At 59.4% G+C, this 24,601-nt stretch carries 23 protein-coding genes; 13 read left to right on the forward strand and 10 right to left on the reverse strand.

Annotation, left to right across the window (positions count from 1 at the left end; all coding sequences use genetic code 11):
* Window positions 1-30 precede the first annotated feature (30 nt).
* Complete coding sequence (locus tag HKK55_RS25905) at window positions 31-960, forward strand: zinc ABC transporter substrate-binding protein (RefSeq protein WP_169357215.1); 930 nt, start codon at window positions 31-33, stop codon at window positions 958-960.
* A 74-nt stretch (window positions 961-1,034) separates the two neighbouring features.
* Here HKK55_RS25905 and HKK55_RS25910 read toward each other — a convergent pair whose 3' ends face one another.
* The gene (locus HKK55_RS25910; RefSeq protein WP_169357216.1) at window positions 1,035-1,988 is read right to left on the reverse strand and encodes a homoserine kinase; all 954 of its coding nucleotides are present in this window, start codon (window positions 1,986-1,988) and stop codon (window positions 1,035-1,037) included.
* A 56-nt stretch (window positions 1,989-2,044) separates the two neighbouring features.
* Window positions 2,045-2,335 (reverse strand): DUF2782 domain-containing protein, encoded by a 291-nt coding sequence (locus HKK55_RS25915; RefSeq protein ID WP_155586014.1) that lies wholly within the window; start codon window positions 2,333-2,335, stop codon window positions 2,045-2,047.
* Window positions 2,336-2,409: 74 nt separating this feature from the next.
* On the opposite strand from HKK55_RS25915, the gene polA reads away from it, so the two are divergent.
* Window positions 2,410-5,214, forward strand: a complete 2,805-nt coding sequence (gene polA / locus HKK55_RS25920) for a DNA polymerase I (protein WP_169357217.1) — start codon at window positions 2,410-2,412, stop codon at window positions 5,212-5,214.
* Window positions 5,215-5,490: 276 nt separating this feature from the next.
* Here the strand turns inward: polA and yihA are convergent, their stop codons facing one another.
* Window positions 5,491-6,132, reverse strand: a complete 642-nt coding sequence (yihA, locus tag HKK55_RS25925; protein ID WP_169357218.1) for a ribosome biogenesis GTP-binding protein YihA/YsxC — start codon at window positions 6,130-6,132, stop codon at window positions 5,491-5,493.
* Between the two features lie 192 nt (window positions 6,133-6,324).
* Between yihA and HKK55_RS25930 the strand changes: the two genes are divergently transcribed.
* The 6 genes from HKK55_RS25930 (at window position 6,325) to HKK55_RS25955 (ending at window position 11,979) form a co-directional block, all read left to right on the forward strand.
* Window positions 6,325-6,627 (forward strand): cytochrome c5 family protein, encoded by a 303-nt coding sequence (locus HKK55_RS25930; protein ID WP_169357219.1) that lies wholly within the window; start codon window positions 6,325-6,327, stop codon window positions 6,625-6,627.
* A 33-nt stretch (window positions 6,628-6,660) separates the two neighbouring features.
* Window positions 6,661-7,266, forward strand: coding sequence for a cytochrome c4 (locus HKK55_RS25935; RefSeq protein WP_169357220.1), 606 nt, complete (start codon window positions 6,661-6,663; stop codon window positions 7,264-7,266).
* Window positions 7,267-7,457: 191 nt separating this feature from the next.
* Entirely contained in the window at window positions 7,458-8,093 is a 636-nt protein-coding gene (gene dsbA, locus HKK55_RS25940) for a thiol:disulfide interchange protein DsbA (RefSeq protein ID WP_169357221.1), read from the forward strand.
* A gap of 10 nt (window positions 8,094-8,103) precedes the next feature.
* Window positions 8,104-8,982, forward strand: a complete 879-nt coding sequence (locus tag HKK55_RS25945; RefSeq protein ID WP_169357222.1) for an endonuclease/exonuclease/phosphatase family protein — start codon at window positions 8,104-8,106, stop codon at window positions 8,980-8,982.
* Window positions 8,979-11,102: a GGDEF domain-containing protein gene (locus HKK55_RS25950; protein WP_169357223.1), complete on the forward strand. Its 2,124-nt coding sequence runs from the start codon at window positions 8,979-8,981 to the stop codon at window positions 11,100-11,102. Before HKK55_RS25945 ends, HKK55_RS25950 begins: the two co-directional genes overlap by 4 nt.
* 100 nt (window positions 11,103-11,202) lie before the next feature.
* The gene (locus HKK55_RS25955; protein ID WP_169357224.1) at window positions 11,203-11,979 is read left to right on the forward strand and encodes an N-acetylmuramoyl-L-alanine amidase; all 777 of its coding nucleotides are present in this window, start codon (window positions 11,203-11,205) and stop codon (window positions 11,977-11,979) included.
* A gap of 8 nt (window positions 11,980-11,987) precedes the next feature.
* On the opposite strand, the gene HKK55_RS25960 is transcribed toward HKK55_RS25955, so the two are convergent.
* Window positions 11,988-13,775 (reverse strand): KinB sensor domain-containing domain, encoded by a 1,788-nt coding sequence (locus tag HKK55_RS25960; protein WP_169357225.1) that lies wholly within the window; start codon window positions 13,773-13,775, stop codon window positions 11,988-11,990.
* Between the two features lie 10 nt (window positions 13,776-13,785).
* Window positions 13,786-15,132 carry a sigma-54-dependent response regulator transcription factor AlgB gene (gene algB, locus HKK55_RS25965; RefSeq protein WP_169357226.1) on the reverse strand — a complete coding sequence of 449 codons (1,347 nt, stop codon included), beginning with the start codon at window positions 15,130-15,132 and terminating at the stop codon, window positions 13,786-13,788.
* A 416-nt stretch (window positions 15,133-15,548) separates the two neighbouring features.
* Here algB and HKK55_RS25970 point away from each other — a divergent pair, with 416 nt between their 5' ends.
* The 5 genes from HKK55_RS25970 (at window position 15,549) to HKK55_RS25990 (ending at window position 19,912) form a co-directional block, all read left to right on the forward strand.
* Window positions 15,549-15,833, forward strand: a complete 285-nt coding sequence (locus HKK55_RS25970) for a hypothetical protein (protein ID WP_169357227.1) — start codon at window positions 15,549-15,551, stop codon at window positions 15,831-15,833.
* Window positions 15,834-15,911: 78 nt separating this feature from the next.
* On the forward strand, window positions 15,912-16,076 hold the full coding sequence (locus HKK55_RS25975; RefSeq protein ID WP_003170804.1) for a DUF1328 domain-containing protein: 165 nt from the start codon (window positions 15,912-15,914) through the stop codon (window positions 16,074-16,076).
* Window positions 16,077-16,078: 2 nt separating this feature from the next.
* Complete coding sequence (locus HKK55_RS25980) at window positions 16,079-16,546, forward strand: inhibitor of vertebrate lysozyme family protein (RefSeq protein WP_169357228.1); 468 nt, start codon at window positions 16,079-16,081, stop codon at window positions 16,544-16,546.
* A 701-nt stretch (window positions 16,547-17,247) separates the two neighbouring features.
* Window positions 17,248-18,579 (forward strand): glutamate/aspartate:proton symporter GltP, encoded by a 1,332-nt coding sequence (gene gltP / locus HKK55_RS25985; RefSeq protein ID WP_169357229.1) that lies wholly within the window; start codon window positions 17,248-17,250, stop codon window positions 18,577-18,579.
* A 103-nt stretch (window positions 18,580-18,682) separates the two neighbouring features.
* A complete protein-coding gene (locus HKK55_RS25990) occupies window positions 18,683-19,912 on the forward strand; it encodes a nucleoside recognition domain-containing protein (protein ID WP_169357230.1) in 1,230 nt (409 codons plus the stop codon).
* Between the two features lie 48 nt (window positions 19,913-19,960).
* Here the strand turns inward: HKK55_RS25990 and HKK55_RS25995 are convergent, their stop codons facing one another.
* Genes HKK55_RS25995 through HKK55_RS26015 form a run of 5 tightly spaced genes read right to left on the reverse strand, consistent with a single transcriptional unit; the run spans window position 19,961 to window position 24,544 of the window.
* Entirely contained in the window at window positions 19,961-20,572 is a 612-nt protein-coding gene (locus HKK55_RS25995; RefSeq protein ID WP_169357231.1) for an ABC-type transport auxiliary lipoprotein family protein, read from the reverse strand.
* Window positions 20,569-21,507 carry an MlaD family protein gene (locus tag HKK55_RS26000; protein WP_169357232.1) on the reverse strand — a complete coding sequence of 313 codons (939 nt, stop codon included), beginning with the start codon at window positions 21,505-21,507 and terminating at the stop codon, window positions 20,569-20,571. The genes HKK55_RS25995 and HKK55_RS26000 overlap by 4 nt, the downstream gene beginning before the upstream one ends.
* Before the next feature lies 1 nt (window position 21,508).
* On the reverse strand, window positions 21,509-22,312 hold the full coding sequence (locus HKK55_RS26005) for an ABC transporter ATP-binding protein (protein ID WP_169357233.1): 804 nt from the start codon (window positions 22,310-22,312) through the stop codon (window positions 21,509-21,511).
* Window positions 22,309-23,457, reverse strand: coding sequence for an ABC transporter permease (locus HKK55_RS26010; protein ID WP_169357234.1), 1,149 nt, complete (start codon window positions 23,455-23,457; stop codon window positions 22,309-22,311). The genes HKK55_RS26005 and HKK55_RS26010 overlap by 4 nt, the downstream gene beginning before the upstream one ends.
* Before the next feature lie 55 nt (window positions 23,458-23,512).
* Window positions 23,513-24,544: a DUF5924 family protein gene (locus tag HKK55_RS26015; protein ID WP_169357235.1), complete on the reverse strand. Its 1,032-nt coding sequence runs from the start codon at window positions 24,542-24,544 to the stop codon at window positions 23,513-23,515.
* Window positions 24,545-24,601: the final 57 nt, after the last annotated feature.

A 24,601-nucleotide genomic window follows, 5' to 3' on the forward strand; every position in this document is an offset into this window, starting at 1 on the left:
TTATTATGTTACCTGTTCCTGCCTCCTTGAGTGGTCATCGTGTCCAGACTTTTTCCCATTTTTGTCGTATTTGTCACCAGTTTATTCATTACGGGTGCTGCTCAGGCCGAGGTTCGGGTGCTGACCAGCATCAAGCCCCTGCAATTGATCGCCGCGGCTGTGCAGGACGGGGTGGCGATTCCAGAGGTGTTGCTGCCGCCGGGGGCGTCGCCGCATAACTACGCGCTACGTCCTTCCGACGTACGGCGTGTGCAGTCGGTGGATCTGCTGTACTGGATCGGGCCGGACATGGAAAGCTTTCTACCGCGCGTATTGAAAGGTCGCAGCTTGCCAACGGTGGCGGTGCAGGATCTTCCGGGGATGAAACTCCGTCGTTTTACCGAAGATAGCCACTCTCATGCCGAAGATGCCGACGAACATGATCACGATCACCGTCCAGGCAGCCTGGACGCGCATTTGTGGTTGTCGTCGGTTAATGCCCGGGTGATCGCCGCCCGTATGGCAGCGGACCTTAGCGCCGCAGATCCCGCCAATGCCGAGCGTTATCAGAGCAACGTGAAAGCCTTTGATGGCCGTCTGGATGCGCTGGATGCCCGCTTGAAAGCCCGGATGGCGGATGTCGCCGGCAAGCCTTACTTTGTGTTCCATGAAGCGTTCGATTATTTTGAGGACGCCTACGGCCTCAAACATACCGGTGTGTTCAGTGTTGCGGCGGAGGTGCAGCCCGGCGCCCAGCATGTGGCGGCGATGCGTACGCGTTTGCAGGAGGTCGGCAAGACCTGCGTATTCAGCGAACCGCCATTGCGCCCGCGCCTGGCGGAGACGCTCGTCGCTGGTTTGCCAGTGAAACTGGCGGAACTGGACGCCCTCGGCGGCTACACCCCGGCCACGGCCCAAGGGTATGAGCAGGTGCTGGAGAAGCTGGGGAATGACCTGGCAGGTTGCCTGGAGTCGTTGTAAGCCGCAGCACAAGCCAAATGTGGGAGCGGGCAAGCCCGCTCCCACATTTTGACCAAGTACACTCGTTCTATTGCTTACAAGGCAAACGGCAGCGGCGTATTGACCTGCTGACGCTGTGCCAAGCGCTGCTGAAACTCGGCCGGGTCGTGAATCAGTACGTCCTGGCCGGCAAAGGATTCAGCTGCGATCAGCCGTGACAGCCAGAACCGCACGCAAGCCACCCGCAACATCGTCGGCCACAGCTGCGCTTCCTTGGCGGTAAACGGCCGCAGCCCGGCATACGCCCCTAACAGCGCACGCGCCCGTTGCCCATCGATCACGCCGTTGGTGTCCGAACACCAGTCATTCAAGGCAATGGCCACGTCGTACAGCATCGGCCCGGAGCAGGCGTTGTAGAAGTCGATCAGCCCGGTCAGGTGCGTGCCTTCGAACATCGCGTTGTCGCGAAACAGGTCGGCGTGGATATTGGCCCGGGGCAGCGCAAGGATTTGCGCCTTGTGCTGCTCGATCTCGTCCAGAGCGTCTTGCAGCAGGCGCCGGGGCTCCTCGTCCAGGTGCGAGATAAGCTGCGTGCCTTCGCTGAGCATCCAGTCCAGCCCGCGATCGGTTTTGCGTTCCAACACCTTGCTACCTTGGGTGGCCAGGTGCAGGTGACCGAGCAGCTCGCCCACTTGCACGCAATGCTGGGCGTTGGCGTCTTTGATGTGCTTGCCTGCCAGGCGCGGTTGCAGCAGTGCCGGTTTACCAGCGAGTTCGCGCAGGGCCACACCGTCGGTGGTGCGTAAAGCGTAAGGCACCGGCAGGTTGGCGTCGTGGAGCACGTCCAGCAGTTCGATGAAGAACGGCATTTCTTGCACGGGGCCACGTTCAACCAGGGTCAGGACGAACTCGCCCTGTTCCAGGCTGATAAAGAAATTGGTGTTTTCGCTACCGGCGGCAATCCCCTGGAAGTCAAGCAGGCGGCCGAGCCCGTAAGGGGCGAGAAAGGTTTCCAGCTCGGGCCGAGCCAGGGGGGTGAACACAGACATGGTTAAAACTGCCATTACGGGCGCTGCAGGGCGCAGCGCCGGTTTAAGTTAAGAAATCATTTCCATTCGAAGATCTTCCATGACGGAATCAGCATATCCGGCTGGTCCGAGCGGATGAAATTCGCATCGGTTCCGTCCGCGCGCACCAGGAAATACGGTGGTGCGCCCTTGACGGTGACCTTGATCGCATACAGGAAGCCATTTTGGCGGTATTCCTGGATCGTTTTGTCGCCTTCGGTGCGGATGGTCACTTCCGGATCTGCTGAAGGCGCAGTGTCTGCCGCGACGGCAGCCAGTGGAACGAATGCAATCAAGCCCGTCAGCAACAGGCGATTTAGTGTGCGCATGATAACCTTGTCCCTTTGTCGTCATTGGTCCGGCTATTCTAGCGCCTGACCCGCCGAAAAGGTTGATCCTGCTCATGAGCCAAGCCCCCCTCGTCCTGGTGGACGGTTCTTCATACCTGTACCGCGCCTTCCACGCGTTGCCACCACTGACCACTTCCAAAGGCCTGCCGACCGGTGCGGTCAAGGGCGTGTTGAACATGCTCAAAAGCCTGCGCAAGCAGTACCCGAACAGTCCGTTCGCGGTGGTGTTCGATGCCAAGGGCGGGACATTTCGCGATGAGATGTACGCCGAATACAAGGCCAACCGCCCGAGCATGCCCGATGACATGCGCCTGCAGATCGAGCCGCTGCACCAAAGCGTGATCGCCCTGGGCTTCCCGCTGCTGTGCGTCGAAGGCGTCGAGGCCGATGATGTGATCGGCACCCTGGCCCGCAGCAGTGCGGCCGCCGACCGGCCGGTGGTGATCTCCACCGGTGACAAGGACATGGCGCAGTTGGTGGACGGGCACATTACCTTGGTCAACACCATGACCGGTAGCGCCATGGACATTGAAGGCGTGAAGGAGAAATTCGGTGTCGCTCCCGAGCAGATCATCGACTATCTGGCGCTGATGGGGGATTCGTCCGACAACATCCCAGGCGTTCCGGGCATTGGTCCGAAGACCGCTTCCGGCTTGCTGGTGGGCGTCAACGGTGGTTTGAAAGAGCTCTATGAGCAGCTCGACATCGTTCCGACCCTGCCGATCCGGGGGGCCAAGACCCTGCCGGCCAAGCTTGAAGAACACAAGGAGATGGCTTTCCTCTCCTATCAGTTGGCGACCATCAAGATCGATGTGCCGCTGGACGTGGGGCTGGAAGATTTGCACCTGATCGAGCCTGACCGTGAAAAGCTGCTTGAGCTTTACACCCTGCTTGAATTCAAGAGCTGGTACGAAGAGATTCAGCGCGACGCCAAGCGTGTCGAGCTGAAGGCAGTGGCCGAGGCTGCTCCGGCGGCTTCTGCCGCTGTGGAAACAGTTGAAGCGGTCGCGTCGGTTCCTGTCGAGCCTGTGTACGAAACCATCCTTAACCAGGCTCGATTCGACGTCTGGTTGAAGAAGCTCAACGACGCGAAGTTGTTTGCCTTCGATACCGAAACCACCGGGATCGACGCCCAGCAAGCACAGTTAGTGGGTGTGTCCTTTGCCGTGCAAGCCAATGAGGCGGCCTACATTCCGTTGACCCATTCCTACATTGGCGTGCCGGATCAGTTGGACCGGGACACCGTGCTGCTGGCTTTGAAGCCGCTGCTGGAGGATCCGCAAAAACTCAAGGTCGGCCAGCACGCCAAGTTCGACATGAACATTCTGGCCAACTGCGCCATTGGCGGTGATCCCGCGTGCGGCATCACCGTGCGCGGTATCGCCTTCGACACCATGCTCGAATCCTATGTACTGAATTCCACCGCGACCCGGCACGACATGGACAGCTTGGCGAAAATGTACCTGGACCATGACACGGTCAGCTTTCAGGACATCGCCGGCAAGGGTGCCAAGCAACTGACCTTCGACCAGATTCCCCTTGAGCAAGCCGGCCCCTATGCGGCTGAAGACGCCGATGTGACCCTGCGCTTGCACCAGGCGTTGTTCGAGCAGCTCACCGCTCTGCCGAGCCTGGCGAGCGTGCTGACGGACATCGAGATGCCGTTGGTCCCGGTATTGGCACGTATCGAGCGCCAGGGCGCCCTGGTGGATGCCGAGCTGCTGGGCGTCCAGAGCATCGAACTGGGCAACAAGATGGTGGCGCTGGAGCGTGAGGCGTTTGAGATCGCTGGCGAGGAATTCAACCTCGGCTCGCCCAAGCAGTTGGGGGCGATTCTCTACGAAAAACTGGGACTGCCGGTATTGAAGAAGACCGGCAAGGGCCAGGCCTCCACCGCTGAGGAAGTGCTGGCCAAGTTGGCCGAAGATGATTATCCGCTGCCCAAGGTGCTGATGCAGTACCGCAGTATGAGTAAGCTGAAAAGCACGTACACCGACCGGTTGCCCGAGCAGATCAACCCGCGTACCGGACGTATACACACCTCGTACCATCAGGCCGTGGCGGCGACCGGGCGTCTGTCTTCCAGCGATCCGAACCTGCAGAACATTCCGGTGCGTACCGCAGAAGGCCGGCGGATCCGTCAGGCATTCGTCGCGCCCAAAGGCTACAAGTTGCTGGCGGCGGACTATTCGCAGATCGAGCTGCGCATCATGGCGCACCTGTCCAAGGACGAAGGTTTGCTGAATGCGTTCCGCGACAACCTGGATGTCCATACGGCCACGGCGGCCGAGGTGTTCAAGGTGGAGCTGGGTGAGGTCACGTCCGATCAGCGGCGCAGTGCCAAGGCGATCAACTTCGGCCTGATCTACGGCATGGGCGCGCAGAAGCTGGGCAAGGACATTGGTGTCGACACCAAGACGGCCAAGGCCTACATCGATGTTTACTTCGCCCGCTATCCGGGGGTTCGCGAGTATATGGAGCGCACCCGCGCCCAAGCCTCCGATCAGGGTTACGTCGAAACGCTGTTCGGACGCCGGCTGTATCTGCCGGACATCCACTCCAACAGGCCTCAGGAGCGTGCTGGCGCAGAGCGTACGGCGATCAACGCGCCGATGCAGGGCACTGCGGCGGACATCATCAAGAAGGCAATGGTCAAGGTGGATGACTGGCTGACGGCGTCAGGCCTGGATGCCAAGGTCATCCTTCAGGTGCACGATGAACTGGTGCTTGAGGTCCGTGAAGATCTGGTGGCCGAAGTCAGCGAGAAGATTCGCGAGCACATGAGTGGTGCGGCGAAGCTGGACGTGCCGTTGCTGGTGGAGGTCGGGGTGGGCAATAACTGGGACGAGGCTCACTAAACACGCGGTTTTGCCGAGACGTCATGTCGCGGCAAAACCGCGGCAGTGCTTTAGATCGGAAATCGCCGAGGGTTATTTCCAATAGTTTTTTTTGGCCTGCCGGAACTTAACCCGCGAAAGGTCACTCAGAGTTACTGAATGGGTGGTGAAGCCCTTCAATGCTCCTATGTTGTGTTAAGTGTTGGCAGATATCTGGACCTCACCCTAGCGGTCCGGAACTTGTACCCCGAACTTCCCTCCCCATACGAAGTCCGGGGTTTTTTTTGCCTGTAGTTTTTACTCCGCTACTTCAGAACCCTTGTCCGCCAGTTCCATCCAGCCTGCCAGCACGGTGTAGGCGTCTTCCAGGCCCATGCGTTTTGGCGCCGAGAACAATTGGATGGTGATCGCGTCGCCCCAGCCTTTACGAATTTCGGCTTGTACCTTGAGCAAGGTATTTTTCGCTGCGCCGTAGGTCAACTTATCGGCCTTGGTCAGCAAAATGTGCATCGGCATGCCGCTGGCAACGGCCCAGTCGAGCATCAGGAGGTCGAAGTCGGTCATTGGATGACGGATGTCCATCATCAGAATCAAACCCTTCAAACTCTCCCGGCCACCCAGATAGGCTTCCAGGTGACGCTGCCAGTGCAGCTTCAGCGGGATGGGTACTTTTGCGTAACCGTAGCCCGGCAGGTCGACCAGACGCCGATCATCGTCTAGCTTGAAGAAGTTGAGCAGCTGTGTGCGCCCTGGAGTTTTCGAGGTGCGCGCCAGGCTGGCATGGGTCAGGGTGTTCAGCGCGCTGGATTTGCCAGCGTTGGAACGCCCGGCGAAGGCGACTTCAAAGCCTTCGTCATCGGGGCATTGGTCGACTTTGGCGGCGCTGAGCATGAAGGTGGACTGTTGGCACAGACCGAGGATGGGGTTCTTGAGTTGCATGAGATTTCCGATGTGGGCGGTGCCGGGAATAGGTGCGGCAAGCGGTGTCGTTTCCGTTTCAGTAGCGCCAGTATATAATGCCGCAGATTTTGTGTGTGCTTTGTCCCAGCGAAGGATGAAGTTCACGGGAGCGATAGACCTTTATTGCGCATTAGAACGCAAAACGCTCTCAAACCCTGAAAAGGTTGTTGCATGACCAAGTGGCTGCTAGCTGTCGGTGTCCTGATACCGCTTTACAGCGCTCAGGCTACACAGGATCCGGAAGCTGTGTACAACCGCGTTTGCGTGGCCTGCCATGCCGGACAACTGCCAACCGCCCCCAAACGGGGTGACCAGGCAGCTTGGGCGCCGAGATTGGCGCAAGGCATGGATACGTTGGTGCAACAGGTGACCCAGGGTTTCAAGGCGATGCCGCCGCGTGGTTTATGCATGGACTGCAGTACCGAGGATTACCAGGCCATCATTCGTTTGATGGCGAGCAAACCCGGTCCATAACTCTATAACCCTTAGCCGTAGTTGGATTAGCTGATGAACAAACTGATCGTGAGTCTGCTGTTGACCTTGGGCATCACCGGTGTTGCCCATGCTGCAGGCGACGCCACTGCTGGCCAGGCGAAAGCCGCCGTATGTGGTGCTTGCCATGGACCGGATGGCAACAGCCCGGCGCCAAACTTTCCCAAACTGGCGGGCCAGGGCGAGCGTTACCTGACCAAGCAGATGCACGACATCAAGGACGGCAAGCGTACGGTCCTGGAAATGACCGGCTTGCTGACCAACCTCAGCGATCAGGACCTGGCGGATATTGCGGCGTATTACGCCAGCCAGAAGGGCAGCGTTGGCGCAGCGGATCCCAAGCTGGTGGCGCACGGCGAAGAGTTGTTCCGTGGCGGCAACCTGGAAAAAGGCATGCCTTCGTGCATCGGTTGCCACTCGCCTAATGGCGCTGGCCTTGCTGCTGCAGGCTTCCCGCACTTGAGCGGTCAGCACGCCCAGTACGTTGGCAAACAGCTGACCGACTTCCGCGAAGGCAACCGCACCAACGATGGCGATACCAAAATCATGCAGAGCATCGCGGGTAAACTGAGTAACAAGGACATCGAAGCGGTGTCCCAGTACATTCAGGGCCTGCACTAAGGCTGGGCGTTGCAGGGGATCACATCTCTTGCAACGTTAACGCTCGATTAATCTGTCGATGCAAGCATAAAAAGGGTGGCTTTGGCCGCCCTTTTTTGTGGCCGCTGCCGTTACACTAACGAACTCATGCCCGTGTAGACCTGTCTGAATAAAGGTCGCGCGAGGCGACTTTATTTGTCCAGGAGTAAAGCATGCGTAATCTGATCCTCAGCGCCGCTCTCGTCACGGCCAGCCTCTTCGGCATGACCGCACAAGCTGCCGACGTGCCGCTTGAAGCCGGTAAAACCTACGTTGAATTGGCCAATCCTGTACCGGTCTCCGTGCCGGGCAAGATCGAAGTCGTGGAGCTGTTCTGGTATGGCTGCCCGCATTGCTACGCGTTTGAGCCGACCATCAACCCTTGGGCCGAGAAGCTGCCATCGGACGTGAATTTCAAACGCATTCCAGCCATGTTCGGCGGCCCTTGGGACGCCCACGGCCAATTGTTCCTGACCCTGGAAGCCATGGGTGTTGAGCAAAAGGTCCACAACGCGGTGTTCAATGCCATTCAGAAAGAAGGCAAGCGCCTGACCAAGCCAGATGAAATGGCTGATTTCGTCGTCACCCAAGGCGTCGATAAGGACAAGTTCCTGGCGACGTTCAACTCTTTCGCCATCCAGGGCCAGATCAAACAGGCCAAGGAACTCGCTCAGAAATACGGCGTGCAGGGCGTTCCAACCATGATCGTCAACGGCAAGTACCGCTTTGACCTGGGTACCACCGGTGGTCCAGAGCAGACCCTGAACGTTGCCGACCAGCTGATCGCCAAAGAGCGCGCAGCCAAGTAAGGGGCCCGTCATGCGCCGCTGGGGTACTGAACGTGTGGTTGGCCTGCATGACCCGCAGGTCAACGAGCACCACCTGGAATCCACAGGCCTGCCGGCAGACAGTCGGTTGCGCCTGCTGAGCTTCAATATCCAGGTGGGGATCAGTACCGAGAAGTACCGGCATTACCTGACCCGGGGCTGGCAGCATTTGCTACCCCACAACGGGCGTGCGGGTAATCTGCAAAAGATTGGCGATCTATTGGGCGATTTCGACCTGGTAGCCTTGCAGGAAGTCGATGGTGGCAGCCTGCGTTCCGGCTACGTCAATCAGGTCGAACACCTGGCCCAGTTGGGTGCCTTTCCTTATTGGTATCAACAACTCAATCGCAACCTCGGCCGCCTGGCGCAGCACAGCAATGGTGTGCTCAGTCGCTTGAAACCATGGGCTATCGAGGATCACCCGTTGCCGGGCCCCAAGGGCCGAGGGGCGATTCTCGTACGTTTCGGTGAAGGCCCCGAGGCGTTGGTGGTGGTGATGATGCATCTGGCGCTGGGGGCTCGAACCCGCACTATGCAACTGGCCTACATCCGAGAGTTGATTGGCGGCTACAAACACCAGGTGCTGATGGGTGACATGAACACCCATGCCAGCGACCTGCTGCAGAATTCCCCGTTGCGCGACCTTGGGTTGCTGGCTCCACAAGTCGAGGCCACGTTCCCCAGCTGGCGTCCGCAACGCTGTCTTGACCATATCCTGCTAAGTCCGACCCTGACGCTCGAGAGCGTGCAGGTGCTGGCGCAACCCATCTCCGATCACCTGCCGGTCGCGGTAGAGATTCGTCTGCCGGGTTCTCTCACGTCTGATGCATTGCCCGCGTTGAGCCCCGGCCCTCGCGGATCCCTTGCATGAGTGACGACGCCCAACGCTGGAAAGAAAAATACCTGTTAAGCGTCGAGCAACAAGACAAGCTCGAACGTCGCTGGGCTGCCCGCCTCGACTTGTTGCGTCGGGGGCTGGTACGCAGCACCTTGGCGGCTGAAGGGACCGACCGGGCGGTTGATCAATGCATGAAGGAAATGCGCGATGTTGTCCGCTCCGACGACATGGACGCGGGTTTGGCCGCTTTGTTACCGCGCCTGGAAAAAGCCGTGCTGGATTCTGAGCAGCGTCGGGAAACCCGGGTTGATCAGATCAGCACCGCCCTGACTGCGCTGGTGACACAGTTACAGGCGCTTCCGCTGCCACGTGAGGTCAGCCGTCCGCTCAAGACTTTTGCCAAACAGTTGGAGGGCCGGGTGGGTCAGGCGCGGGAGATCCCGTTGCTGCTCAGCGAGTTGAGTGGTCTTCAAGGGCAGGCGTTGAATAAGCTGGAGCCGGAAAGCGAGTCCAGTCGTCCAGGGTTGTTGCAACGCTTGTTTGGCGCAAAGGAGGCTGACGTAGAGGCGTTGGAAGCTAAGCCAGCAGCTCCGTCGCGCCATGCAGTGGAGGCACCTGCCGTTGCAGTGAGCAACACAGTGAAACCTGCGATTGCGCCAGAAACGCCCTCGCAATCGGCAGAGCTGGCGCAAGCGTTGCGGGCTTTTGCTCCGTTATCAGAGGCTGCACCTGCACCCGCACCCGCACCCACGCCTACCAAAGCACCTGCGCCCGAGGCTGAGCGCCCTCCGGTGGTAGAAGCTGCCGAGGTCGCCAACGAAGCATTCGTATTCTCCCCGCCGATAAACATCGCGCCTCATGCGCCAGTTCTCGAAGCACTGCCAGAAACCCCCGAGTCCCTGGAGGCCGAACAAGGCGCCGACGAAATGGATGAACCGGTGCCCGAAAGTGCTCTGGCTGCCATGGTTTCAGCGCCTGCGGTTCAGGTCTACACACCGGAGCTCACGACCATCGGTAGCCTGTCCTTGCCGCCGGTCCTGGCCGACGAGTCGGATGACCTTGACCCTGAAGTTTTGCAATACGCCTTGCCGGACTCTCCCGAGCCTTCCTACAGCTCGGTGGCCAAGCACATCGAAGACACCCTATTGGGTTTGCTGGAAGATTTGTCCTTGCCCGAGCGCCACCGGCCCCAGGCCGAAGCCATGCGTGAGCGGCTGACCCACGGGCTGAACTGGTATGAGTTGCTGCCAATCCTCGATGACCTGGCCGTGTTGATGCTGGCGATTACCGACAGCGGCCAGCACGAGTTCGAAGCCTACCTCAAGCAGCTCAATGGCCGGCTTGAGGCGTTCCAGAGCAATTTGCAGGCGGCCAGTGATGGTCACGCGGACAGTCGCTCGGCCGCGCGGGAGCTGGATACGCAAATCCGTGAGCAGGTGGACGGCTTGCAAAGCAGTGTTCAAGACGCCGCCGACCTGGAAAGCCTCAAGCATGTACTGGAAAGCCACCTTGAAGGCCTGTTGGGCACCATGGATCAGCATCAGCAGCAACGTGATCAGCGCGAGCAGGAAGTTGCCGCGCGTTTGCAAGGGCTGGCGGAGCGGGTCGCGAACATGGAGCAAGAGGCCCAGGGCTATCGCGAACACCTTGAGGTGCAGCGCCAGAAAGCCTTGATTGATCCGCTCACAGGGTTGCCCAATCGTGCGGCCTGGAGCGAGCGCCTGGAGTATGAGGTCAATGCCTGGCATCAGCGTGGTAACAGCCTGTCGCTGGCCATGCTCGACCTGGATCACTTCAAGCGCATCAATGACGGCTACGGCCATTTGGCCGGCGACAAGGTGCTGAAAATCATCGCCAATGTGTTACGCAAGCGTCTGCGGCCGATGGATTTTATCGCGCGTTTTGGGGGTGAAGAGTTTGTCTTGTTGATGCCGGAATCACCCCTGGCCGACGCATTGGCGTTGGGTGAGACCCTGCGCGCGGCCATCGAAGCCTGCCCGTTTCACTTCAAGGGCGAGCCGGTGACAATCACCGTGTCCATGGGCATGGCGCAGTTTCAGCCGGGGGAGCGCAGTGAGCTGGCCCTCAAGCGCGCCGACGAGGCGTTGTATCGGGCCAAGGCGGCAGGACGTAATCAGGTGCAGGCCGCCTGAAAAATGTTCCATTTTGTTTAAAAGCCCGCATTTGGAGGCTTGGCAGCAAACGGTACGTTACACTGTTGCATTATCGTCTTTAAGCGTACCGTCTTCTGCCATGAAATTTCTGTGTTCTGCCCTTCTGTTTCTGATGCTCGCCGGTTGCGCCAGCGGCCCTCGCCTGGATACCAGCCACCCTTCGGTGAACCACGACAACCGCGTGCAGTTTGTCATCGTGCACTACACCTCGGCGTCCCTTGAGCGGTCACTGGCGTTGTTGACCCATGGTCAGGTCAGCAGCCATTACCTGATCGGCGATAATGCGTCCGCCACCATCTATAAGCTGGTGGATGAAAGCCAGCGCGCCTGGCATGCCGGGGAAAGTGAGTGGATGGGTCGCACCTGGCTCAACTCCAGCTCCATCGGGATCGAGATCGTGAACCCCGGGTATCGTGATACACCGACGGGCCGAATCTGGTACCCCTATTCCGAAGCGCAGGTTCAGTCGCTGGTGGTCTTGCTCAAGGACATCAGCAAGCGTAACAAGATCGACCCGCGAAACATCATTGGCCACAGCGACATCGCCCCGCTGCGTAAACTGGATCCGGGGCCGTTGTTTCCCTGGAAGCGCCTGGCTGACGAGGGGCTTGGGGTCTGGCCGAACGCCCAGGCAGTCGCACGCTACAAGGCGCAGTACGTGAACCAGCTACCGAGCATTACCTGGTTCCAGGAGGAGTTGGCGCGATTGGGCTATCCGACCCCGCAGACCGGTGAGCTGGATGTTGCGACGCGCCATGTGCTGGCCGCGTTCCAGATGCACTTCCGTGCATCGCTGTTCGACGGTACACCGGATGCCGAGAGCGCAGCGATCTTGCGGGCGTTGAATCAGTCGTAGCAAAGAGCCTATAGCGGCAGGGCCATATAAAATTGTGTTCCCTGCCCTGGCCGCGAATAGACCCCCATGCGCCCGCCATGCAGTTGCACGATCTCTTTGCACAGCGCCAGGCCCAGACCGGCGCCGCCTTTCTTGCGGCCCACCTGGACGAAGGGTTCGAAGATCCGACCCTGTTGGCCATAGGCAATGCCTTCGCCGTTGTCCTCGACGCTGACGATCACCCGTTCCCCGTGACGACGTGCTTGCAGATGGATTTGCCCACCTTCAGCGGTATGGCGCAGGGCGTTGCCTAGCAGGTTGTCGAGGACGCGTTCCAGCTGCGTCTGGTCGGCATGCAGTCTCGGCACCTGGGATTGCACCTCCACCAGCAGTTCGATGTTTTGCGCATTCGCCTGTTCGGCGAAACGCGCGCGGGCCTGCTCAAGCAGATCGGTAATATCGCAGGGCGCCAGGGTGAGCTTCTGCAAACCGTTCTGGTAGCGCGAGAAGTTGAGCAAGTCGTTGATCAATTGCATCAGGCGCTGCATTTCTTCATTGACCGTACTCAGCAGGTCAGCTTCGCGAGATTCGGGAGGGAACTTTGCCCGCTCCTGGAACAGGCCGAACGCCATGTGCATACCGGTGACCGGCGTACGCAGTTCGTGGGAGGCGCGTAATACAAATTCGCTGCGCACCCGTTCGAAGGCGCGTTGTTCGGTGACATCATGCAGCACCATCACCGCCCCCAGAATATGTCCTTGGGTATGGCTGACTGGCGTCAGGCTGTAGGTCAGCAGGCGCAGTTCGCCCTCAACCTCCACTTCCAGATCCTCGGGTGCCCGCTCCAGATTGCCACCGCGCAGGACCAAATGCAGTTGCTCATCCAGCTCCGGGCGCTCCAGTGCCTCGCCCAGGCCTTGGCCCAGCCGATGTTCGTTCCAGCCCAACTGGCGCTGGGCTACCGGGTTAAGGTGCTCCAGCCGGCCCTGACGGTCGATCATCAGTAAACCATCGTCGATGCTGTCGAGCACGGCCTGCAGGCGTTGTTGCCCGGCGAGCAGCTCATCGACATTGGTTGCCTGATGCTGGCGCAAGGCTTCAGCCATGATGCCGAAGCGTCGGGTCAGCAGGTTCATCTCTGCGGCGGAGGAAATAGGCAGTGTCACCTCAAAGTTGCCCTGGCCGATCTTGTCGGCAGCCTTGGCCAGTGCCTCAATCGGCCCGCCGAAACGCCGGGCAATGCCGTGGGCCGTGACAAAACCGATGATCAGCACCGCGATGCCGACCAGCCCCAGCAAGCCAGCAATCAGTAAGGCACGTTCCCGTGACTTGTGCTCGGTGTCGTTGATGTTTTCCAGGGCGCCCTTGTGCTCGGCGATCAGGCCGTTGCGCAACACGTTGAAGGTATCGGTGAGCTTGTCGTTGTTGCCCAGCGCCGGTGAGGCTTGATGGGGCTCGTCGAAGGCCTTCAGGAAGTTCAGGTAGTCCGTGCGCGCCTGGGTGAACCCGCTGCTCTTCCCGTCACTCTGTTCGTGGGCGATCCCTTGGTCCAGCAAGTCGAAATATTGCTGTTTTGAGGCTTGCAGCGTGGCCTGATCCGGATGCTCGTTAAGCATCATGATCAACTGGTCACCCAGGGTCTGACGCAGTTTGAGTCCAAGGTCCAGGGTGATGAAATTGCTGCGGATCAGCGACTCCTGGGTCTTGGCCATTTGCATGACGCTCACCAATCCCAGCAACAATCCCAGCAGGGCAACGGTGATCAGCGCTGAGATACTCAAAAACAGCCGAGTGCGCAGTTTCATCGCAAGCTTCATAGGGTGCAGCTCACAGGTTGTATTGTTTGCGTTTGCGGTACAGCGTCGACGCGTCAATGCCGAGGGTTCTGGCCGCTTGGTCAAGGGTATCGCTGGTGGCCAGGACTGCACCGATATGGGCTTTCTCCAGTTCGTCCAGGCTCAACGCCGCACCGATGCGGGGTGCGTTGTTGGTCGGCTGCTCGGCCATCCCGAGGTGGCTGATCTCGACCTTCTCTTGAGCGCAGATGATGCTGGCCCGCTCCACTACGTTACGCAGCTCGCGGATATTGCCCGGCCAGCGGTAGTTGAGCAGCGCTTCCCGCGCCTCATCGCTGAAGCCCCTGGCCGGCCGAGCATATTCCTTGACGAAGCGTGCAAGGAATCGGTCGGCGAGGGTGAGGATGTCTTCGCTGCGCTCGCGCAGGGGCGGCAGGTGCAAGGTGATGACGTTCAGGCGATACAACAAGTCTTCGCGAAAGCGCCCGTCACGGACCATGTCTTCCAGGTTCAGGTTGGTGGCTGCCAGGATCCGTACATCGGCGCGGCGAGTGACCGGGTCGCCGACGCGCTCGTATTCCTTGTCCTGAATAAAGCGCAGCAACTTTGGTTGTAACGTGAGGGGAAAATCGCCGATTTCATCGAGAAACAGTGTGCCGCCATCGGCCTGGTTAACCCGGCCCAGCGTGCTCTCACTGGCGCCGGTAAAGGCCCCGCGGCTGTGACCGAAGAGTTCGCTTTCCATCAGCTCCGCCGTCAGGGACGGGCAGTTGATGGTGACGCAGGACTTCTTCGCGCGCTTGCTCCAGCCATGGATCGCCCTGGCCAGTTCACCCTTACCGGTGCCGGACTCGCCGAGGATCAGGATATTGGCGTCGGTGCCCGCCACTTGGCGCGCTGTCTCCAGCACCACCATCATCGCGGGGCTATGGGAGTCGAGGCCGTCCTTGGGTTGGCGCACTTCACCTTCCAGTGCTTCCAGGCGGGCCGAAAGTTGGCGCACTTCCAGCTGCTTGGCGGTGGCCAGGCGCAGTTGGTCAGGGCTGCAAGGCTTGACCAGATAATCAGCAGCTCCGGCTTGAATGGCGTCGACGGCGGTATCGACGGCCGAATGGGCGGTGACAATCACCACGCGCATCCAAGGCGCCTGGATGCGCATTTGCGCCAATACATCGAGACCGTTGTCTTCCCCCAGGCGCAGGTCCAGGAAGCACAAGTCGAACACTTGGCGTTGCAGCAAGGCATCGGCCTGGGCGGCGCTGTTGGCAGTGGCTACGGTGTAGCCTTCATCTTCCAGGCAGTAGCGGAAGGTGCGAAGGATTGCGGACTCGTCATCCACTAAAAGAATACGGCCTTGAAGTTCCTTGGCTGATTCCATCTGTCCCGCGCTCCCTTAAAAATGAATGATCTTGTTTAGTCCCGGAATAATCGGGCAAGTTGCATGGTTTATTCTGATTGATTAAATGCCCCACTGCTCCGCTATCTGCGATTGCTCCTTGAGGGGAGCCGATTGAGAGCGTTCAAGCATCCCCGTGCCCTTTCGGCATTCCAGGCACCGTTTCCTATCCTTTGATCCGACCACTGACCATCGTGCATTTCGCACGGTATGGAAAGGGGCATCGTGCAGGATGCTCGTAAGATGAAAATCATATCGATCACAAGTCACTGATTTTATTGGTTTTTATTTCATAAAAAAACTGGCACGCGGACTGCAATAGTCCCTGTACAAGCGTCGCTGGGCATTGAAACAGCCTACGAGCCAAAACGAATAATCAGAATGCGGAGAGAATCAGGATGACTCGCCAAAGCTTCAGCCAATTGCATGTATCGCCGCTGCGCTTGCAGCAAGGCCTGTTTGCCAGCCTGGCATTGATGGTGACCTTGATCGGTGGTCAGCAGTTGCAGCATTGGAAGCAGAGCCAGCAGCCTGCTCCGCAGTTCGAGCGCTCGATGACGACTCAGACCCATTTCCGTTCTGTTGGCAGCGCCGCCGCCGACGTGACAGCCCCGCAATTGATGACGGTTGACCAAGGCTCGGCTTTGGATGACCTGCCTTATCAGGAGCGTTGGGTGTTCTAGGCATAAAGCGGCTGCTCAAGTTGAGTATCTGCAAGGCTGTACCGCTGTTACCTCTAAAGAAGCGAAAGGAGAATCACCATGTTGAGTTGGGCAATCACATTTTTGATCATCGCCATTGTGGCTGCAGTCCTGGGCTTCGGTGGTATCGCAGGCACCGCCACGGGTATTGCCAAGATTCTGTTTGTGGTCTTCCTGGTGATGTTCATCGCTTCCTTCTTCTTTGGTCGTCGTGGCCGAGGCTGAATATGTTCAATTCGTCCCTTAAAGCTGTAGCTGTCGCCCTGTTGTTGGGCGGCAGCGGCCTGGTCATGGCGGCCAATGATGGCCAGTCCAGGGCCAACGAACTGCTGAGCGCGGACCCGCAATACCGCGAAACCTGGCAAGGCGTGGTCAAGAAGGAAGAGCGTCTGCCTGAGTGGGTGATGAACCTCTCGGGTTCCGCCGAGCAAATGAATGCCGTGACCGAAGATGGCAATCAGTATTTGGTAGGACCGCTCTGTGAAACCGAGCAGACCTGTTTGAACAAGCGCCTGATTGTGGCGGTTAGCTTCGACAAGAAGCACGCTTACGGGATGTTGGTGGAAGTGCCGGCCGGCCTACCGGCGGATAAATCCCCGACACGGCATGCCGAATACCGTTTCCTCGGTAAGCCGAATGAAGGTATGCAAGGGCTGCTTAAAGAACAGCTGAAGAAAGATCCGAATTGGTATTAGGCCTCGCCTACATAGAAAGAAGCCCACCGCTTCTTTCTGTTTGCACCGCTCTATAAAGGTGGTGCATGACCAGGGGGCCGGGTTGCTCTGATCAAGCTCGATCGGCGTGACCTACGGGTACAGTGAGTGCCTGCGCAAGGGCCGGGTCAGGAGAAAAGCTGCGGCGCAAGTTCGCAGGCCCGATGGCTTGTTGAACTTGCGACGGGCTTGCTGCTCTCATGTGGCTCATATCTCATGCCGCCTATAGCTGCAAATTTCCCTTTTGCTTCATCCCAACCATTTCTTGGTGTTTCCGCGCGACCATCTATCGAGAAAGTTTGCCTTCCGCCAGACGACTTTTCTGATGGTATGCATAGGAATTTTCACAAGTTTTTATCGCCCGGTATAAATTTCCTAAAAACCCTGAGCGAGCCTGAAATGGCTGGTTCACGGCATGTATGACTGCCGAAATGTCGTATTTGAACTGACCGTTCGGACAAAAAACTTCAAAAAACCTCATGCCGATTCGGCATAGGGTAGGCGTTTACGGCATTAGACGTCGCCCCCTTGCATCGGAATAGTTGCGCCTTTTTTCGCCTGCCAGTGAGCCATGTCGGTTGACTTGCGGTGACCTTCTACGGGGGCCGATGCACACACTTTTTCGCTCTCGAGCGTTCCAGCTGGCGCATCTGCCTGAGTCCACTTGAAGTAAGGGTAATGACATGAAGAAGGCAAAGCTAAGCCTCGCCTGGCAGATCCTCATCGGTCTGGTGCTGGGGATTGCAATCGGTGCGGTGCTTAACCATTTCAGTGCCGAAAAGGCCTGGTGGATCAGCAACGTCTTGCAGCCCGCCGGCGATATCTTTATCCGCCTGATCAAGATGATCGTTATCCCGATCGTGATTTCGTCGCTGATTGTCGGAATCGCGGGTGTCGGTGATGCGAAAAAGCTCGGTCGGATCGGTGTAAAAACCATCCTTTACTTCGAAGTCGTCACCACTATCGCCATCGTGGTCGGTTTGTTGTTGGCCAACCTGTTCCACCCCGGTGCCGGTATCGACATGAGTACCTTGGGTACTGTCGATATCTCCAAGTACCAGGCGACCGCCGCCGAGGTTCAGCATGAACATGCGTTCATCGAGACAATCCTCAACCTGATCCCGTCGAACATCTTTGCCGCCGTCGCTCGTGGCGACATGCTGCCAATTATCTTCTTCTCCGTGCTGTTCGGACTTGGCTTGTCGAGCCTCAAGCCCGAACTGCGCGAGCCTCTGGTCACGATGTTCCAGGGCGTGTCCGAGAGCATGTTCAAAGTCACCCACATGATCATGAAATACGCCCCTATCGGTGTATTCGCGCTGATCGCGGTGACCGTCGCCAACTTCGGCTTCGCCTCCTTGCTGCCACTGGCCAAGCTGGTGATCCTGGTTTACGTCGCCATCCTGTTCTTCGCTTTTGTGATTCTGGGCTTGATCGCTCGCCTGTTTGGCTTCTCGATCATCAAGCTGATGCGCATCTTCAAGGATGAGTTGGTGCTGGCCTACTCCACCGCCAGTTCCGAAACCGTATTGCCGCGCGTGATCGAGAAGATGGAAGCCTACGGCGCGCCGAAGGCTATCTGCAGCTTCGTGGTGCCTACTGGTTACTCGTTCAACCTCGACGGTTCAACCCTGTACCAGAGCATCGCCGCGATCTTTATCGCGCAACTGTATGGCATTGATCTTTCAATTGGCCAGCAACTGATGCTGGTACTGACCCTGATGGTCACCTCCAAAGGCATCGCCGGTGTTCCGGGTGTGTCCTTCGTGGTGTTGCTGGCAACCTTGGGCAGCGTGGGTATTCCGTTGGAAGGCCTGGCCTTCATCGCCGGTGTCGACCGCATCATGGACATGGCCCGTACCGCACTGAATGTGATCGGCAACGCCTTGGCCGTGTTGGTCATCTCCCGTTGGGAAGGCATGTACGACGATGCCAAGGGCGAGCGCTACTGGAACTCCCTGCCACACTGGCGCACCAAGCAAGTGCTGCCGGTTGGCGAGACCACTCGCGGCTGATAACGCGATGCCTGCGTGACCTGAACAAACCCCGGGAAATCCGGGGTTTGTCGTTTCTGTCAGCCCCGCTATCATTCGCCCCATCTTTCGGGGGATTTAACTGATGCTCAATGGCCTGTGGCTTGGCTTCTTTGTCGTGGCAATGGTGTCAGCACTGGCGCAATGGCTGATTGGCGGTAACGCCGGGATCTTTGCGGCGATGGTGGAAAGCATTTTCGCCATGGCCAAGTTGTCGGTGGAAGTGATGGTGCTGCTGTTCGGTACCCTGACCTTGTGGCTGGGCTTTCTGCGTATCGCCGAGAAAGCCGGGATCGTCGACTGGCTGGCCAAGGCCCTGGGCCCGTTGTTTCGTCGCCTGATGCCGGAAGTACCTGCCGGCCATCCGGCCATCGGCTTGATCACCCTGAACTTTGCCGCCAACGGCCTGGGCCTGGACAACGCCGCCACGCCTATCGGCCTGAAAGCCATGAAGGCGCTGCAAGAGCTCAACCCCATCCCCAACACCGCCAGCAACGCGCAAATCCTGTTCCTGGTGCTTAACGCGTCCTCCCTGACCCTGCTGCCGGTGACCATCTTCATGTACCGCGCCCAGCAAGGCGCGGCCGACCCGACGCTGGTGTTCTTGCCGATCCTGCTGGCCACCAGCGCCTCGACTCTGGTGGGCCTGTTATCGGTGGCCGTTATGCAACGCCTGCGGCTGTGGGATCCGGTGGTGCTGGCCTATCTGATTCCAGGGGCGTTGGTGTTGGGCGGTTTCATGGCGTTGTTGGCGACGCTGTCCGCCACGGCCCTGGCTGGCTTGTCATCGATCCTCGGCAACCTGACGCTGTTTGGCCTGATCATGTTGTTCTTGCTGATCGGTGCGCTGCGCAAGGTGAAGGTCTACGAGGCGTTCGTCGAAGGCGCCAAAGAAGGCTTTGATGTCGCCAAGAACCTGCTGCCTTACCTGGTGGCGATGCTTTGTGCGGTAGGCGTGTTGCGGGCCTCTGGTGCGCTGGACTTCGGCCTGGAAGGGATTCGCCATGTGGTGGCCTGGACCGGCATGGACACCCGCTTCGTCGATGCGTTACCGACCGCGATGGTCAAGCCATTCTCGGGCAGTGCAGCGCGGGCGATGCTGATTGAGACCATGCAGACCCAGGGCGTGGACAGTTTCCCTGCGTTGGTGGCGGCGACGATTCAGGGCAGTACCGAGACCACGTTCTATGTGTTGGCGGTGTACTTTGGGTCGGTAGGCATTCAGCGGGCGCGGCATGCGGTTGGGTGTGCGTTGTTGGCGGAGTTTGCTGGTGTGGTTGCTGCTATCGCGGTGTGCTACTGGTTCTTTGGTTAAGGTCTCAATTGCTTTCGCGAGCAAGCGGGCTTGCTCGCGAAAGGGCCCTCAGCGTTTCGGCGCTGTATTGCCTTGCCCCACCACCCAATCCACCACCTGCTTGTTCAGCGAATCCCCAGCCTGACCAAATCCCGCAACCACCGCCGGGACTTTGGTATCACTCACCGGCTGGCGCACTTCAAACCGCCGACTGGCAATAATCCGCTGATCACCTGCCCGCACCAGCCGCGCGTCGAAATGAATCACCACCTCGACCGCCCCGCTCCGGTACTCACTCTGGAATGCCTGCAACTGTCCGCCTAGCTCAAAGTCGGCCTGCAGATTAGTGTCATCGGTACTGAGCAGCGTTACCCGCCCATCTCGCTGGAACCCGTCCAGCAGACGATTACGCAACAGCACCGGCGCCGGATCGCTCCAGCGCGAGTTCGCATAGCTGCTGATCAAGTCGCCCTGAGGCACCACGGCAATGCGCGGGCTGTCGAGGAATTCGCTGGTCTGTGGCTTGGCCAGGCGCAACGACCAGGACACAGGCGTGCCATGGCTGGCAACCTGGGCCGAAGGCAACCGGTAGACGTCCGATGGGTCGGCCTTGGGCAAGATCGAGCAGGCGCTGACCAAGGCCAGGGCGACAGGGGCGATGATGCGGTAAGCACGCTTCATGGCGTGAACTCCTTGTTCTTGTCGCTGCCCAGCAGATAACCGCTGGGGTTGGCTTCCAGGCGGCGGGAAATGGCCCGCAACGAACCCAGGGTGTCGCGCAGTTCGCGCACGGCTGGGGCCAGTTCGTTGAGGCCCTGCATGCCGCTGTTCAGGGAGTCCTTGTTGTCGGTCAGCAAGGCATTGATCGTCGCGGTGCTTTGTTCCAGGGACTGCATGGCCTGTTCGGCGCTGCCGAACACCTGCTTGCCCTGCTCGCTGAGCAGGCCGTTGGCGTTACGCATCAGGGCTGTGGTCTGCTCCAGCGTGGCACTGGCCTGCTTGCTGACTTGCATCAGTTGCTGCATGACGACCTTGATGTCGCCGCGCTGATCGGCAATCGCCCCGGTGGTTTGTTGCAGGTTGTCCAGGGTCTTGCTGAGCCGGTCGACGTTGTCTCGGGAGAACATGCGGTTGGCGTTGTGCAGCAGCAGGTTGATGCTGGTCATCAGGTCGTTGCTGTTATTCAACAGGCGCGCAATCGGTGACGGCGAGGCGATGATTTGCGGCAGTTCGCCGTCCTTGCCCTTGAGTTCCAGGCTTTGTGGCGTACCGCCGCTGAGTTGGATAATCGAGGTGCCGGTGATGCCGGTCAGCGCCAGTTTGGCCTGGGTGTCTTCCTTGATCGGCGTCTGCCCGGCCAGGCGGATGCGTGCCAGTACCCGGCGCGGATCCTTGGGATCCAGGCGCAGGCTGGTGACATCACCGACCTTGATCCCGCTGTACTGTACCGCGCTGCCTTGGGACAGGCCGCTGACCGCCTCGTTGAAGATCACTTCGTAATCCTGGAAGGCGCTGTCGACGCTGGACTTGGCCAGCCATAGGCCGAACAGCATCGCGCCGACCACCACCAGCACGCTGAACAGGCCGATCATCACATGATGGGCTCGGGTTTCCATGTCATACCTCGTTGAGCTGTTTAGCGGCATCCAATGCCGCGCGGCCGCGTGGGCCATGGAAGTATTCGTGAATCCAGGGGTCGTCCGTTTCCGAGACGACATCGATGGCACCGGCCACCAGCACTTTTTTCTGCGCCAGCACTGCCACTCGGTCAGTGATGGTGTACAGCGTGTCGAGGTCATGGGTGACCAGGAACACACTCAGGCCCAACGCATCGCGCAGGGTCAGGATCAATTGATCGAATTGCGCCGCGCCAATCGGGTCCAGACCGGCGGTCGGCTCATCGAGGAACAGGATGTCCGGGTCCAGCGCCAGTGCCCGCGCCAGTGCTGCTCGCTTGATCATCCCGCCCGAGAGCGAGGCCGGGTACTTGTCGGCGGCAGACAATGGCAAGCCGGCCAGGGCCAGCTTCACCGCCGCCAGATGTTCGGCGTCGGGACGGCTGAGGCCGGCGTGTTCGATCAATGGCAGCGCGACGTTTTCCGTGACCGTCAGCGAGGAAAATAGCGCGCCCTTCTGGAACAGCACGCCGAAGCGCCGTTCCACCAACGACCGCTCGTGCTCCGAAAGGCTGGGCAGGTTCTGCCCAAACACCCGCACCTCCCCTTCGCTGGGCCGCCGCAGGCCGATGATGCTGCGCAACAGCACTGACTTGCCGCTGCCGGATCCACCGACCACGGCCAGGATCTCACCCTTGTATAAATCCAGGTCAAGGTTTTCGTGGACGCTCTGGGCCCCGAAACGGTTGCACAGGCCACGGACTTCGATCACCGCCTCGGCAGGCGCACGGGTTGCGCGACTCACCAGCCCATCTCCATGAAGAATAAAGCGGCGACCGCATCGAGGACGATCACCACGAAAATCGACTGCACCACGCTGGAGGTAGTGTGGGCACCCACCGACTCGGCACTGCCGCTGACCTTGAAACCTTCCAGGCAACCAATGGCGGCAATCAGGAAGGCGAAGATCGGCGCCTTGACCATACCCACCAGGAAGTGTTGAACGCCAATGTCCGATTGCAGCAGCGAGAGAAACATCGCTGGTGAGATATCCAGGGCCACGGCGCAGACCACGCCACCGCCGACAATCCCCGAGAGCATCGCCAGGAATGTCAGCATCGGCAGTGCCACCAGCAGTGCCAACACCCGGGGCAGCACCAGCAGCTCCATTGGGTCCAGGCCCAGGGTGCGGATGGCGTCGATTTCTTCGTTGGCCTTCATCGAGCCGATTTGTGCGGTGAAGGCGCTGGCGGTACGGCCGGCCATCAGGATCGCGGTGAGCAATACCCCGAACTCCCGCAGGAAAGAGAACGCCACCAGGTCCACGGTGAAAATGCTTGCGCCGAAACTGGCCAGCACCGTGGCCCCGAGAAACGCCACCACGGCGCCCACCAGAAAGGTCAGCAGGGCAACGATGGGTGCAGCGTCGAGGCCGGTTTGTTCGATATGGGCAACCATCGGCGTCAGGCGCCAGCGCTTGGGCCGGAATACCCCGCGGGCGAAGGTTTCCAGGATCAGGCCGATAAAGCCCAGCAGTTTCATTGCGTCTTGCCAGACGGTATCCACTGCCCGGCCGATGCGCGCCAGCACTTGAATGCCGGCGGCCTCCTCAGGCTCTTTGATCGGCACGCAGAAATCGTTCAAGGAACGGTAGACGGTTTTGAGCAGCGCACGATCGGCGATGGAAAGGCTGCAGTCGGTATGTTCGGCCGATTGCTCAAGGCGCTCGGGGCCGAGCAATTCCACCAGCAGCGAAGCGCCGGCAGTGTCCAGGGCGCCCAGGCCGTTCAGGTCGATGTGAGTGCTGGCGTCATATTGGCCATCGAGGGTTTCGGATAGTTTCTTCAGGTTGCTGTAGTGGGCCAGGGTCCAATCCCCCGTAACCCTGAGCTGCGCAGGGTGGGCGGAGGTGTCCAAATGGGCGTTACCGGCGGTTGTGCTGCTAGTCATAAGCTCCGAGCTTGTTTGGCAACTACACAGTTCCTACGTAATAGCACGATCCAGCCTACTTTGGTGCGTCTGTCGTCGTCGTGTCAGTCACCTTGAAGCGCAGCACGCCGATCACTTGCCCGTCTTCGGTCAGCACCTGAACTTGCCAGCGCCCTACTGCGTCGGGTGGGAAATTCTGCTTGTGGGTCCAGGCTCGATAGCCTTCCTTGCGCCCACCGTGGATATCCAGGGCAATGCGGTCAACCTCCGTGCCGTTGAATTTCCAGACGTGGTAGATCCGCTCATCCAGGCCACGCGGCGCATTGATCGCGGTGTAGGCATACAGGCCGCTGCTGCGCAGTTGGCTGGCGCTGACTTCTTTTAAATCATCACCGGGGGTGCGGTCCTGCAATTGGGTGCTGATGGCTACTTCGGTCATCCACAGGGTCGCGGGTGGGACCCAACTGCGCAGGAACCAGCCGGCGCAACCGATCGCGGCGGTCACGGCCAGCAACATCACCCAACCGCGTACGCTGCGCAGGGGCAAGCTCACGGCCAGGCTCGGAATCGACAACGCCATCGCCACACCGAGCGCCAGCTTGTAACTCTGGGCAGTGGTCAGGTGCAGGATGATCGGCAATGCGGTGAGCAGAGCCGCAAACAGAGTCAGCGTGTGCAGGGCCAGAAACAATGAGCGCTTGGGCGCCAGCCATTTGTAATACAGCGGGTCGATGATCGAGACCAGCGCCGCCGCCCCCAGCAGGCCGGTGAAAACCGATTGGCCGCTGTTCCAGGCGGTGGTGACGAAGAAGAACGGCAGGACAAAAAACAGGCTTTCCTGGTGAATCATCTGCGTGGCGTAACGCAGCAGCGGCTCGGGGATTTCCCGCTTGAAGACTTTGCTGAACAACTGGGTGAGGCTGTTTTCGAGCATCAGCCATAACCAGCTCACCAGCATGATGATCGCGATCCAGCTGGCCATGCCCTGCTGGCGATCCACCAGAATGAAGCTGCCCACACCCGAGATAAAACCGCCGAGCGCAATCACCCCTGGGTAGCGCTTTATCAGTTCCAGGATGCGCTGGATGTAATGGGTCAGGGTCGGCATTCGGCGGTTCACAGTCTTTGTAGGGAAAAATCCCCGACAGAATAACGTCTTAGCCGT

It is taken from the genome of Pseudomonas sp. ADAK18, from assembly GCF_012935695.1.
Classification (GTDB): domain Bacteria; phylum Pseudomonadota; class Gammaproteobacteria; order Pseudomonadales; family Pseudomonadaceae; genus Aquipseudomonas.

What these genes read in the sequence shown, in the direction of transcription:
- HKK55_RS25995 (WP_169357231.1), bottom strand. Translation starts at nt 20,572, where the DNA reads ATGAAGCGTGCTTACCGCATCATCGCCCCTGTCGCCCTGGCCTTGGTC.
- HKK55_RS25960 (WP_169357225.1), bottom strand. Translation starts at nt 13,775, where the DNA reads ATGAAGCTTGCGATGAAACTGCGCACTCGGCTGTTTTTGAGTATCTCA.
- gltP (WP_169357229.1), top strand. Translation starts at nt 17,248, where the DNA reads ATGAAGAAGGCAAAGCTAAGCCTCGCCTGGCAGATCCTCATCGGTCTG.
- HKK55_RS25950 (WP_169357223.1), top strand. Translation starts at nt 8,979, where the DNA reads ATGAGTGACGACGCCCAACGCTGGAAAGAAAAATACCTGTTAAGCGTC.
- HKK55_RS25915 (WP_155586014.1), bottom strand. Translation starts at nt 2,335, where the DNA reads ATGCGCACACTAAATCGCCTGTTGCTGACGGGCTTGATTGCATTCGTT.
- HKK55_RS26000 (WP_169357232.1), bottom strand. Translation starts at nt 21,507, where the DNA reads ATGGAAACCCGAGCCCATCATGTGATGATCGGCCTGTTCAGCGTGCTG.
- yihA (WP_169357218.1), bottom strand. Translation starts at nt 6,132, where the DNA reads ATGCAACTCAAGAACCCCATCCTCGGTCTGTGCCAACAGTCCACCTTC.
- HKK55_RS26010 (WP_169357234.1), bottom strand. Translation starts at nt 23,457, where the DNA reads ATGACTAGCAGCACAACCGCCGGTAACGCCCATTTGGACACCTCCGCC.
- HKK55_RS25955 (WP_169357224.1), top strand. Translation starts at nt 11,203, where the DNA reads ATGAAATTTCTGTGTTCTGCCCTTCTGTTTCTGATGCTCGCCGGTTGC.
- HKK55_RS25975 (WP_003170804.1), top strand. Translation starts at nt 15,912, where the DNA reads ATGTTGAGTTGGGCAATCACATTTTTGATCATCGCCATTGTGGCTGCA.
- HKK55_RS25945 (WP_169357222.1), top strand. Translation starts at nt 8,104, where the DNA reads ATGCGCCGCTGGGGTACTGAACGTGTGGTTGGCCTGCATGACCCGCAG.
- HKK55_RS25990 (WP_169357230.1), top strand. Translation starts at nt 18,683, where the DNA reads ATGCTCAATGGCCTGTGGCTTGGCTTCTTTGTCGTGGCAATGGTGTCA.
- HKK55_RS25980 (WP_169357228.1), top strand. Translation starts at nt 16,079, where the DNA reads ATGTTCAATTCGTCCCTTAAAGCTGTAGCTGTCGCCCTGTTGTTGGGC.
- dsbA (WP_169357221.1), top strand. Translation starts at nt 7,458, where the DNA reads ATGCGTAATCTGATCCTCAGCGCCGCTCTCGTCACGGCCAGCCTCTTC.
- HKK55_RS26015 (WP_169357235.1), bottom strand. Translation starts at nt 24,544, where the DNA reads ATGCCGACCCTGACCCATTACATCCAGCGCATCCTGGAACTGATAAAG.
- HKK55_RS25930 (WP_169357219.1), top strand. Translation starts at nt 6,325, where the DNA reads ATGACCAAGTGGCTGCTAGCTGTCGGTGTCCTGATACCGCTTTACAGC.
- polA (WP_169357217.1), top strand. Translation starts at nt 2,410, where the DNA reads ATGAGCCAAGCCCCCCTCGTCCTGGTGGACGGTTCTTCATACCTGTAC.
- HKK55_RS25970 (WP_169357227.1), top strand. Translation starts at nt 15,549, where the DNA reads ATGACTCGCCAAAGCTTCAGCCAATTGCATGTATCGCCGCTGCGCTTG.
- HKK55_RS25910 (WP_169357216.1), bottom strand. Translation starts at nt 1,988, where the DNA reads ATGTCTGTGTTCACCCCCCTGGCTCGGCCCGAGCTGGAAACCTTTCTC.
- HKK55_RS25935 (WP_169357220.1), top strand. Translation starts at nt 6,661, where the DNA reads ATGAACAAACTGATCGTGAGTCTGCTGTTGACCTTGGGCATCACCGGT.
- algB (WP_169357226.1), bottom strand. Translation starts at nt 15,132, where the DNA reads ATGGAATCAGCCAAGGAACTTCAAGGCCGTATTCTTTTAGTGGATGAC.